Below are 12007 nucleotides of genomic sequence, written 5' to 3' on the forward strand. Positions count from 1 at the left end.
TCAGAAGTGAAACGCCGTAGCGCCGATGGTAGTGTGGGGTCTCCCCATGTGAGAGTAGGGAACTGCCAGGCATCAAACAAGTGAAGAGCCCATCCTGACGGATGGGCTTTTTGCGTTTTTGTCGTCTGAACCGACCGGACAGCGGTTACCCTTATCCGGTCTTACTTCATTACTCATGTACCAAATTCAATAACGGATAGGGTTTTCCAAGATCGTCCGTCTCAGAACGGCCTGTCACCTTAAAGCCCATCTTCTTATAAAATCCGACCGCTTGTTCATTCTGCTCATTAACGTTGGTCGTCAGTTTGGGCGCTAACGTCAGCGCGTGTTCAATCAACAGCTTACCCACGCCGCAGCCGCGGACCGTAGGGTCAACGAATAGCGCATCCATATGTTCCCCCGTAAGCAGCATAAAGGCGACCGGCTCGTCTTTCTCCGTCACCGCGACCCACAGCGGCGCTTCGGGTAAAAACGCGCTCACCAGATCTTCCAGTTCCGCTCTATACTCTTTTGATAAAAAATCGTGCGTTGCATCGACCGACCGACGCCAGATCGCAATCAGTTTTTTCCCTTCATCATGCCGTGAACGGCGGATACTAATAACCATATTTGCTCCTTTTATTTGTTCTTATATTCTAACTCAAATGTCTCCGTGAAATTTTCTCACCCTGCACTTGCAGGCTCGACATTCACCTTATTCCTGGGTATCTTCAGCTGTCTGGATGTCTAAACGTTTATACGTATGCTATGAGGTAATAAAGTTATGCCAATTCGGGTGCAGGACGAGCTACCGGCCGTCAATTTCTTGCGTAATGAAAACGTCTTTGTGATGACGACAACTCGCGCGACGACTCAGGAAATCCGCCCGCTGAAGGTGCTCATCCTTAATCTGATGCCGAAGAAAATCGAGACTGAGAATCAGTTTTTGCGACTGCTTTCCAACTCTCCTCTGCAGCTTGATATCCAGCTGTTGCGCATCGATGCCCGCGAATCACGTAATACTCCGGCGGAACACCTGAACAACTTCTACTGCAACTTTGAAGATATTTGCGATCAGAACTTTGATGGCCTGATTGTTACCGGTGCACCTTTAGGTTTGGTTGAATTTAATGACGTTGCCTACTGGCCGCAGATAAAACAGGTGCTGGAATGGGCTAAAGATCATGTTACCTCAACGCTGTTTGTCTGTTGGGCGGTACAGGCAGCCCTCAATATCCTCTACGGTATCCCTAAACAGACCCGCTCTGAGAAGATTTCCGGGGTCTACGAACACCATATCCTGCAACCTCATGCCTTGTTAACCCGCGGCTTTGACGATAGCTTTCTGGCCCCGCACTCGCGCTATGCCGATTTCCCGGCGGCGCTGATACGCGACTACACCGACCTCGAGATCCTGGCGGAAACGGAAGAGGGCGACGCCTACCTGTTCGCCAGCAAAGATAAGCGCATCGCCTTCGTGACCGGTCACCCGGAATATGACGCGAACACCCTGGCCAGCGAGTTCTTCCGCGATGTGGAAGCGGGTCTCGATCCGCAGGTTCCACATAATTATTTCCCGCAGAACGATCCGCAGAACAAACCGCGCGCCACCTGGCGAAGCCATGGCAATTTGCTGTTTATCAACTGGCTGAATTATTACGTCTACCAGATCACGCCATACGATCTACGCCATATGAATCCGACTCTGGATTAATCTTCTACACAACGCGATCCTAAAGCGTTTCAGCATTTTGCCTCTGGCACCTTCGGGTGCCTTTTTTATTTCCGAAACGCAGCTCATATTGTAATTAAACTTTATTTATATTGTTATCAATAGGTTAAACGATAATTAAATTAAAAATGGAAATTGTTTTTGATTTTGAAAAATAAATGCGTAGTCTTAATTGTGCTGAACGAAAACTACACAACGATCTTACGTTCGCGCCAACTGGATTAACCAAGAGGAGCAGCACATGACGCAGCAGGCGACAATCACTGACGAACTGGCTTTTAGCCAGCCATATGGCGACCAGGAGAAGCAAATCTTAACGCCTGAGGCCGTAGAATTTCTGACCGAGCTGGTGCGCCGCTTTACGCCTGAGCGCAATAAACTCCTGGCCGCGCGTATCCAGCAGCAGCAGGCAATTGATAACGGCAAGCTTCCAGATTTTATTTCGGAAACAGCTTCCATTCGTAACGGTGATTGGACGATCCGCGGCATTCCGGACGATTTGCAGGATCGGCGGGTAGAAATTACCGGTCCGGTAGAGCGCAAGATGGTCATCAATGCGCTCAATGCGAATGTAAAAGTCTTTATGGCGGATTTCGAAGACTCACTGGCGCCCGAATGGAGCAAAGTCATTGATGGGCAAATTAACCTGCGCGATGCGGTTAACGGCACCATCAGCTACACCAATGAAGCCGGCAAGATTTATCAGCTCAAGCCGAACCCGGCGCTGCTGATCTGCCGCGTGCGCGGTCTGCATCTGCCGGAAAAACACGTGACGTGGCGCAGGGAAGCGATTCCCGGCAGTCTGTTCGACTTCGCCCTCTATTTCTTCCACAACTACAAAGCGTTACTGGAAAAAGGCAGCGGCCCCTATTTCTATCTGCCGAAGACTCAGGCCTGGCAGGAAGCCGCGTGGTGGAGTGAAGTATTTAGCTTTACGGAAGACCGTTTTGAGCTGCCGCGCGGCACCATCAAAGCCACGCTGCTGATCGAAACGCTGCCCGCCGTATTCCAGATGGACGAAATTTTACACGCCCTGCGCGACCATATTGTGGGTCTGAACTGCGGGCGCTGGGACTACATCTTCAGCTATATCAAAACGCTGAAGAATCATCCGGATCGCGTTCTGCCGGACCGTCAGGTGGTGACGATGGACAAGCCTTTCCTCAGCGCCTACTCGCGATTGTTGATTAAGACCTGCCACAGGCGCGGCGCGTTTGCGATGGGCGGCATGGCGGCCTTTATTCCGAGCAAAGATGCCGAGCGAAACAACCAGGTGCTGAACAAGGTAAAAGCGGACAAATCGCTGGAGGCGAATAACGGCCATGACGGTACCTGGATCGCGCATCCCGGGCTGGCTGACACCGCGATGGCCGTCTTTAACGGCGTACTGGGCGAGAACAAAAATCAGCTGTCCGTTACCCGCGAAGACGATGCGCCGATTACCGCTGAACAGCTGCTGGCCCCCTGCGAGGGCGAACGAACCGAAGAGGGCATGCGCGCCAACATTCGCGTGGCGGTGCAGTACATCGAGGCGTGGATTTCCGGCAACGGCTGCGTACCGATTTATGGCCTGATGGAAGATGCGGCGACGGCGGAAATCTCCCGTACCTCTATCTGGCAATGGATCCACCATGAGAAAACCCTCAGTAACGGCACACCGGTTACCAAAGCGCTATTCCGCCAGTGGCTGGCTGAAGAGATGCGGGTGATTCAGGACGAACTGGGCGAGCACCGCTACAGCAGCGGGCGTTTTGATGAAGCCGCTCGCCTGATGGAACAGATCACCACCTCCGACGAGCTGATCGATTTCTTAACCCTGCCGGGCTACCGCCTTCTGGCCTAATTCACCACACAACAATATGGAGCATCTGCACATGAAAACCCGTACCCAACAAATCGAAGAATTAAACAAAGAGTGGACGAATCCGCGCTGGGAAGGCATTACTCGCCCATACAGCGCCGAAGATGTGGTGAAGCTGCGCGGCTCGGTCAACCCGGAATGTACTCTGGCGCAGCTGGGCGCGGCAAAGATGTGGCGACTGCTGCACGGGGAAGCGAAAAAAGGCTACGTCAACAGCCTGGGCGCGCTGACCGGCGGCCAGGCGCTGCAGCAGGCGAAAGCGGGCATTGAAGCGATTTATCTTTCCGGCTGGCAGGTCGCAGCGGACGCCAACCTGGCCTCCAGCATGTATCCGGATCAATCGCTCTATCCGGCGAACTCGGTACCGGCCGTGGTCGATCGGATCAACAACAGCTTCCGCCGCGCGGATCAGATCCAGTGGTCTGCGGGTATTGAGCCGAACGATCCGCGTTATACCGATTATTTCCTGCCGATCGTCGCCGACGCGGAAGCGGGGTTTGGCGGCGTGCTTAATGCGTTTGAGCTGATGAAATCGATGATTGAGGCCGGTGCAGCGGCCGTACACTTCGAAGACCAGCTGGCATCGGTGAAAAAATGCGGCCATATGGGCGGCAAAGTGCTGGTCCCCACGCAAGAGGCGATTCAGAAACTGGTCGCCGCGCGTCTGGCGGCGGACGTCATGGGCGTGCCGACGCTGGTGATCGCTCGCACTGACGCCGATGCGGCGGATTTAATTACCTCAGACTGCGATCCTTACGATCGCCAGTTCATTACCGGCGACCGTACCAGCGAAGGTTTCTTCCGTACCCATGCCGGTATCGAACAGGCCATCAGCCGCGGGCTGGCCTACGCGCCCTATGCCGACCTGGTGTGGTGTGAAACCTCTACCCCGGACCTTGAGCTGGCGAAGCGCTTTGCCGACGCGATCCACGCGAAATATCCGGGCAAACTGCTGGCCTACAACTGCTCGCCGTCGTTTAACTGGCAGAAAAAGCTGGATGATAAAACCATTGCCAGCTTCCAGCAGCAGCTGTCGGATATGGGCTACAAGTATCAGTTCATCACCCTGGCCGGTATTCACAGCATGTGGTTCAACATGTTCGACCTGGCCCACGCCTACGCCCAGGGCGAGGGGATGAAGCACTACGTTGAGAAGGTCCAGCAGCCGGAGTTCGCGGCGGCTAAAGATGGCTACACCTTTGTCTCTCATCAGCAGGAGGTCGGCACCGGCTACTTCGATAAGGTCACCACCATTATCCAGGGCGGAGCCTCATCAGTCACGGCGTTAACCGGCTCTACAGAAGAAGATCAGTTCTGATAATTTCCCCCTCTCCCTCTCTCCGGGGGAGAGGGATGGGTGAGGGGGAAGAGATGACGCGTGGCCTGGAATTATTGATTGCTCAAACTATTTTGCAGGGTTTTGACGCCCAGTACGGTCGTTTTCTTGAAGTGACTTCCGGCGCCCAGCAGCGCTTTGAACAGGCTGACTGGCATGCCGTCCAGCAGGCGATGAAGCAGCGTATTCATCTCTACGATCACCATGTCGGCCTGGTCGTCGAGCAGCTGCGCTGCATTACCGATGGTAAAAATACCGATACCGATTTTTTGCTGCGGGTAAAAGAACACTATACCCACCTGCTGCCGGATTACCCTCGTTTCGAAATTGCGGAGAGCTTTTTCAATTCCGTTTATTGCCGGTTGTTTGACCACCGCTCGCTGACTCCCGAGCGGCTTTTTATTTTCAGCTCTCAGCCAGAGCGGCGCTTACGCGCCATCCCGCGCCCGCTGGCCAAAGATTTCTTCCCCGAGCGCGGCTGGGACACGCTATTACGCAAAGTGTTATCCGATCTTCCTCTCCGTCTGCCGTGGCAAAACAGCGCGCGCGATATCGGTTATATCACCGCTTGCCTGCAGGAGGCGCTCGGCAGCGAGCTGCTTTCCCGGTCGCACCTGCAGGTGGCGAATGAACTGTTTTACCGCAATAAGGCGGCCTGGCTGGTAGGCAAACTGGTTACGCCGATGGCGACGCTGCCTTTTCTTCTGCCAATCCATCGCACCGATGAAGGCGAATTGTTTGTCGACGCCTGTCTGACGACGCATGCCGAAGCCAGCATCGTTTTTGGCTTCGCCCGCTCCTATTTTATGGTTTACGCGCCGCTGCCCGGCGCGCTGGTCGAGTGGCTGCGCGAGATTCTCCCGGGGAAAACCACCGCTGAACTGTACATGGCGATTGGCTGCCAGAAGCATGCGAAAACCGAGAGCTATCGGGAATACCTGCACTATATTTCCCGCAGCGATGAGCAATTTATTGAAGCGCCGGGGATTCGCGGCATGGTGATGCTGGTGTTTACTTTGCCGGGATTTGATCGGGTATTTAAAGTCATCAAGGACCGCTTTGCGCCGCAGAAAGAGATGACCGCCGCCCACGTGCGCGCCTGCTATCAGCTGGTCAAAGAGCACGACCGCGTGGGAAGGATGGCCGATACCCAGGAGTTTGAGAACTTCGTCCTGGAGAAACGGCAAATTGCGCCCGAACTTATGGCCCTGTTACAAACCGAAGCCGGAGCGAAAATTACCGATCTCGGCGATCGGATTGCGATCAGCCATCTTTATATCGAGCGGCGGATGGTGCCGCTGAATATCTGGCTGGAGCAGGTGGACGGTCCGGCGCTGCGCGATGCGGTAGAGGAGTACGGCAACGCCATTCGTCAGCTGGCCGCCGCCAACATTTTCCCCGGCGATATGCTATTTAAAAACTTTGGCGTCACGCGTCACGGCCGGGTGGTGTTCTACGATTACGATGAAATTTGCTATATGACGGAGGTGAATTTCCGCGAGATCCCGCCGGCGCGCTACCCGGAGGATGAGCTTGCCAGCGAGCCCTGGTATAGCGTCTCGCCTGGCGATGTTTTTCCGGAAGAGTTTCGCCACTGGCTGTGCGCTGACCCGCGCATCGGACCGCTATTTGAAGAGATGCACGCCGACCTGCTGCGCGCCGACTACTGGCGGGAGCTGCAAACGCGTATCCGCAACGGCCACGTGGAAGACGTCTACGCCTATCGCCGCCGTCAGCGTTTTAGCGTGCGCTACGGCGACCTGAAGCAGGCGGGATAGCCGATGGCCTGCTTCAGGCTGCTTCGATAACGGCAAATTCTTCGTACACCAGCTCCATATCCGGCGCCCAGGTACCTTCGCGTTCAAAGAATGCCTGATGCGCCGATTGCCAGTAAGCGAGGCTCAAATCACCTTCGCCCTCCAGCGCGGCGAGCTCAGGGCTCATTTCGTTAAAACGAATGAGCCTGAGGGACAGGGTGCGTATCACGCAGACGGCTTTCCCTTTGCCGTCCAGCACAATGTGATACGCCCCCGGCGTCACGGGCGGCTGCTCCTGCTGATAGCTGGCAAGCGAACCGCAGGTGCCGCGCTTCTTCCCGGCGATAACCAGGGCAGCCAGCTCGTCGGCCAGCGCCGGTGAATCGCCGAAAGACCAGCAGAAAGCAGAAGGGTATTTATCCTGCCAGTAGGATTTCAGATCGCTCATTTAGCGCACTCCGCCGTAGGCCAGCGTCACTTCTTTCGCCGCCTTAATCACCATCGCGCCGAACTCGGTCACGCGGTCATCAGTAATACGGGAAATGGGCCCGGAAATGGAGATGGCGGCGAACGGCTCACGATGTTCATCATAAATGCACGATGCCACGCAGCGCAGGCCCAGCGCGTGTTCTTCGTCATCAAACGAGTAGCCGCGCTTACGCGTCTGGGCCAGGTCCTCTTTCAGATGTACCGGCGATACCAGGGTGGCATGGGTATAAGCGTGCAGACCTTGACGGTGCAGCAGGCCGGTAACCTGCTCTTCGCTTAGCTGCGACAGAAACGCCTTTCCGGCGCCGGAAGCGTGCATCGGCAGCTTACCGCCAATCGGTGCCGACATACGCATCAGCTGCGTACACTGCACCTGATCGATAATAATCGCCTGATGATCGCTCTGGTCAAGCACCGCGAGGTTAACCGTTTCACCGGAATCTTCCATCAGCTGACGCAAAATCGGATGGACGATCGCCAACAGATTACGGCTTTGCAGGAAGCTGCTGCCGACGACGAAAGCATGGGCGCCCACCGACCAGTGGCCCAGCTCACCGACCTGACGAACAAAACCCAGCTGCTGCATGGTCGTCAGCAGGCGGTGAGTCGTGGAGTTAGGCAGGCCGGCCTGCTGGGCCAGTTCGGTCAGCGCCACGCTGCCGTGGGATTCAGCAATCCATTCGAGCAGCTTCAGTCCGCGGGTCAGGGACTGAACTTGCCCGCCGGCCGGAGCGGCGGCGGGGGAGGCAGGTTTTCTGCCGCGTTTTGCGGGAGCGGGGGTCGCCATCGCGGACTCCTTTTTTCTGTATCGTGGAAATTATTTTCGTTTTATTTGGCGATAATGCAATCACTACCCGACTGATCGGATGAGTGAAGCTGAACATGTCTCATCTTGCCCGCTGTTCTCTTTTCCACCCCTTCGGTTTGTGCCAGTATGGTCTGTTGAGTTTTTTCGGTCTGGTTGAGCGTTGTCGGGAGCGAGTGTGAGCAGCAAAGTTGAGCAACTGCATCAGCAGTTAAAAGCACGTATTTTGGTTCTGGATGGGGGCATGGGCACCATGATCCAGAGCTACCATCTGAGTGAGCAGGACTTTCGCGGCGAGCGCTTTGCCGACTGGCCCTGCGACCTGAAGGGCAACAACGACCTGCTGGTTCTCAGCAAGCCGGATGTGATAACCGCTATCCACGATGCCTATTTTGCGGCCGGGGCGGATATCATTGAAACCAACACCTTTAACTCGACGACCATCGCGATGGCGGATTACCAGATGGAATCCCTGTCGGCGGAAATCAACTTTGTGGCGGCGAAACTGGCCCGCGCCAGCGCCGATGCCTGGACCGCACGCACGCCGGAAAAACCGCGCTACGTCGCAGGGGTCCTCGGCCCGACTAACCGCACGGCGTCCATTTCTCCCGACGTCAACGACCCGGCCTTCCGCAACATCACCTTTGACGGGCTGGTGGAAGCCTATCGTGAATCCACCAAAGCGCTGGTGGAAGGCGGGGCGGATCTGATTCTGATTGAGACGGTGTTCGATACCCTCAACGCCAAAGCGGCGATCTTTGCGGTTAAAGAGGAGTTTGAAGCGCTGGGAGTCGATCTGCCGATTATGATCTCCGGCACCATCACCGACGCCTCCGGGCGCACGCTGTCCGGCCAGACCACCGAAGCCTTTTATAACTCGCTGCGCCACGCCGATGCGCTGACGTTTGGCCTCAACTGCGCCCTGGGGCCGGATGAGCTGCGCCAGTACGTGCAGGAGCTGTCGCGTATCGCCGAATGCTACGTTACCGCCCACCCGAACGCCGGTCTGCCGAACGCCTTTGGCGAATACGACCTCGACGCCGACACGATGGCGGCGCAAATTCGCGAATGGGCTGAAGCCGGATTCCTGAATATTGTCGGCGGCTGCTGCGGTACCACGCCGGAACATATCGCCGCCATGAGCCGCGCGGTCGCCGGCCTGCCGCCGCGCCAGCTGCCGGAAATCCCCGTCGCCTGTCGTCTTTCCGGCCTTGAGCCGCTGAATATCGGCGATGACAGCCTGTTTGTGAACGTCGGCGAACGCACCAACGTTACCGGCTCGGCAAAATTCAAACGCCTGATTAAAGAAGAAAAATATAACGAAGCGCTGGATGTGGCACGCCAGCAGGTGGAAAGCGGCGCGCAGATTATCGATATCAATATGGATGAGGGGATGCTCGACGCCGAAGCGGCGATGACGCGTTTCCTCAACCTGATCGCCGGTGAGCCGGATATCGCCCGCGTGCCGATTATGATCGACTCCTCCAAATGGGAGGTCATCGAAAAGGGTCTGAAGTGTATTCAGGGTAAAGGCATCGTTAACTCCATCTCGATGAAAGAGGGCGTTGAGCCGTTTATCCAGCATGCGAAAAAGGTGCGCCGCTACGGCGCCGCCGTCGTGGTGATGGCCTTTGATGAAGTGGGCCAGGCCGATACCCGCGAGCGGAAAATTGAAATTTGCCGCCGGGCGTACAAAATTCTCACCGAAGAGGTGGGCTTCCCGCCGGAAGACATCATCTTTGACCCGAATATTTTCGCCGTGGCGACCGGGATTGAAGAGCACAACAACTATGCCCAGGACTTTATCGGCGCCTGCGAAGATATCAAACGCGAACTGCCGCACGCGCTGATCTCCGGCGGCGTCTCTAACGTGTCGTTCTCGTTCCGCGGCAATGACCCGGTGCGCGAGGCGATTCACGCGGTATTCCTCTACTACGCCATCCGCAACGGCATGGACATGGGCATCGTTAACGCCGGCCAGCTGGCGATTTACGACGACCTTCCCGCCGAGCTGCGCGATGCGGTTGAAGATGTGATTCTGAACCGCCGCGATGACGGCACCGAACGCCTGCTCGATCTGGCGGAAAAGTATCGCGGCAGCAAAACCGACGATACCGCCAACGCTCAGCAGGCGGAATGGCGCAGCTGGGACGTCAAAAAGCGCCTCGAATACTCGCTGGTTAAAGGCATTACCGAATTTATCGAGCTCGATACCGAAGAAGCCCGCCAGCAGGCCGCGCGTCCGATTGAGGTTATCGAAGGGCCGCTGATGGACGGCATGAACGTGGTCGGCGACCTGTTCGGTGAAGGGAAAATGTTCCTGCCGCAGGTGGTGAAATCCGCCCGCGTGATGAAGCAGGCGGTGGCCTACCTCGAACCCTATATTGAGGCCAGCAAAGAGAAAGGTTCCAGCAACGGCAAGATGGTCATCGCCACCGTGAAGGGTGACGTTCACGACATCGGCAAGAATATTGTCGGCGTGGTGCTGCAGTGTAACAACTACGAAATCGTCGACCTTGGCGTGATGGTGCCTGCGGATAAAATCCTGAAAACCGCCCGCGAGGTTAACGCCGACCTGATTGGCCTCTCCGGGCTGATTACGCCGTCGCTGGATGAGATGGTCAACGTGGCGAAGGAGATGGAGCGTCAGGGCTTTACTATTCCGCTGCTGATTGGCGGCGCAACCACCTCGAAAGCGCATACGGCGGTGAAAATCGAGCAGAACTACAGCGGGCCGACGGTCTACGTGCAGAACGCCTCGCGCACCGTTGGCGTGGTCGCCGCGCTGCTGTCCGATAGCCAGCGCGATGATTTTGTCGCCCGTACCCGCAAAGAGTACGAAACGGTACGTATTCAGCACGGGCGTAAAAAGCCGCGCACCCCGCCGGTCACGCTGGAGGCCGCGCGCGATAACGACCTGGCCTTTGACTGGGCAAGCTACACCCCGCCGGTGGCCCATCGTCTGGGCGTGCATGAGGTTGAGGCCAGTATCGAAACCCTGCGTAACTATATCGACTGGACGCCGTTCTTTATGACCTGGTCGCTGGCCGGTAAGTATCCGCGCATTCTGGAAGATGAAGTGGTCGGCGAAGAGGCGCAGCGCCTGTTCAAAGACGCCAACGAACTGCTGGATAAGCTCAGCGCCGGGAAGGCCCTGAATCCGCGCGGCGTGGTGGGGCTGTTCCCGGCTAACCGCGTCGGCGACGATGTTGAAATTTATCGCGATGAAACCCGGACTCACGTGCTGACGGTGGGGCATCATCTGCGCCAGCAGACGGAGAAAGTCGGCTTTGCCAACTACTGCCTGGCGGATTTTGTCGCGCCGAAGCTGTCGGGGAAGGCGGACTATATCGGCGCCTTTGCGGTGACCGGCGGCCTTGAGGAAGACGCGCTGGCCGACGCCTACGAAGCGCAGCACGATGACTACAACAAGATTATGGTGAAGGCGATTGCCGACCGCCTGGCGGAAGCCTTTGCCGAATATCTGCATGAGCGGGTGCGTAAGGTTTACTGGGGCTATGCGGCGAACGAAAACCTCAGCAACGAGGAGCTGATCCGCGAGAACTACCAGGGAATTCGCCCGGCGCCGGGCTATCCGGCCTGCCCGGAGCACACCGAAAAGGCGACGATCTGGGAACTGCTGGAGGTGGAAAAACGCACCGGCATGAAGCTGACGGAATCTTTTGCCATGTGGCCCGGCGCGTCGGTTTCCGGCTGGTACTTCAGCCATCCGGACAGCAAATACTTCGCGGTAGCGCAAATTCAGCGCGACCAGGTGGAAGACTATGCGTTGCGTAAGGGGATGAGTGTGGCGGAAGTGGAGCGCTGGCTGGCGCCGAACCTCGGTTACGATGCCGACTGATCCACCAAACCGTTATCTTTCCTTACAACTAACAGGGCGCTCAATGAGCGCCCTGTCTCTTTATTGTGCGTAAACCCTTATACTGAAGGAAGCTTGCGATCGTTGCCGTCGGATAAGCGAAGCGCTATCCGGCCTGTAACGGTTTATGAGTTTCGGGAACGAATAAATATAAGGAGAAGCTGATTC

General features: G+C 56.5%; 8 protein-coding genes. 5 read left to right on the forward strand and 3 right to left on the reverse strand.

The window, feature by feature from the left end; translation table 11 throughout:
- Positions 1-169: 169 nt before the first annotated feature.
- Entirely contained in the window at positions 170-607 is a 438-nt protein-coding gene (locus ACESQ2_RS20800; protein WP_009651731.1) for an acetyltransferase, read from the reverse strand.
- Between the two features lie 156 nt (positions 608-763).
- Between ACESQ2_RS20800 and metA the strand changes: the two genes are divergently transcribed.
- The 4 genes from metA (at position 764) to aceK (ending at position 6686) form a co-directional block, all read left to right on the forward strand.
- Positions 764-1693 (forward strand): homoserine O-succinyltransferase, encoded by a 930-nt coding sequence (gene metA / locus ACESQ2_RS20805; RefSeq protein WP_004109666.1) that lies wholly within the window; start codon positions 764-766, stop codon positions 1691-1693.
- A gap of 259 nt (positions 1694-1952) precedes the next feature.
- Complete coding sequence (aceB, locus tag ACESQ2_RS20810) at positions 1953-3554, forward strand: malate synthase A (RefSeq protein WP_004097698.1); 1602 nt, start codon at positions 1953-1955, stop codon at positions 3552-3554.
- Positions 3555-3585: 31 nt separating this feature from the next.
- Positions 3586-4890, forward strand: coding sequence for an isocitrate lyase (gene aceA, locus ACESQ2_RS20815; RefSeq protein WP_004097699.1), 1305 nt, complete (start codon positions 3586-3588; stop codon positions 4888-4890).
- A 53-nt stretch (positions 4891-4943) separates the two neighbouring features.
- Entirely contained in the window at positions 4944-6686 is a 1743-nt protein-coding gene (gene aceK, locus ACESQ2_RS20820) for a bifunctional isocitrate dehydrogenase kinase/phosphatase (RefSeq protein ID WP_032695065.1), read from the forward strand.
- Positions 6687-6699: 13 nt separating this feature from the next.
- Here aceK and ACESQ2_RS20825 read toward each other — a convergent pair whose 3' ends face one another.
- Together ACESQ2_RS20825 and iclR are read right to left on the reverse strand one after the other, a co-directional pair.
- Entirely contained in the window at positions 6700-7104 is a 405-nt protein-coding gene (locus ACESQ2_RS20825) for an ASCH domain-containing protein (protein ID WP_102075981.1), read from the reverse strand.
- Between the two features lie 9 nt (positions 7105-7113).
- The gene (iclR, locus tag ACESQ2_RS20830; protein WP_004097706.1) at positions 7114-7941 is read right to left on the reverse strand and encodes a glyoxylate bypass operon transcriptional repressor IclR; all 828 of its coding nucleotides are present in this window, start codon (positions 7939-7941) and stop codon (positions 7114-7116) included.
- A gap of 196 nt (positions 7942-8137) precedes the next feature.
- Here iclR and metH point away from each other — a divergent pair, with 196 nt between their 5' ends.
- On the forward strand, positions 8138-11821 hold the full coding sequence (gene metH, locus ACESQ2_RS20835; protein WP_373171192.1) for a methionine synthase: 3684 nt from the start codon (positions 8138-8140) through the stop codon (positions 11819-11821).
- Positions 11822-12007: the final 186 nt, after the last annotated feature.

It is taken from the genome of Klebsiella sp. Q11, assembly GCF_964241505.1.
GTDB lineage: Bacteria > Pseudomonadota > Gammaproteobacteria > Enterobacterales > Enterobacteriaceae > Klebsiella > Klebsiella michiganensis.

Coding starts and splice junctions, on each gene's coding strand:
- iclR (WP_004097706.1), bottom strand. CDS start 7,941: ATGGCGACCCCCGCTCCCGCAAAACGCGGCAGAAAACCTGCCTCCCCC.
- metA (WP_004109666.1), top strand. CDS start 764: ATGCCAATTCGGGTGCAGGACGAGCTACCGGCCGTCAATTTCTTGCGT.
- aceB (WP_004097698.1), top strand. CDS start 1,953: ATGACGCAGCAGGCGACAATCACTGACGAACTGGCTTTTAGCCAGCCA.
- aceK (WP_032695065.1), top strand. CDS start 4,944: ATGACGCGTGGCCTGGAATTATTGATTGCTCAAACTATTTTGCAGGGT.
- ACESQ2_RS20800 (WP_009651731.1), bottom strand. CDS start 607: ATGGTTATTAGTATCCGCCGTTCACGGCATGATGAAGGGAAAAAACTG.
- aceA (WP_004097699.1), top strand. CDS start 3,586: ATGAAAACCCGTACCCAACAAATCGAAGAATTAAACAAAGAGTGGACG.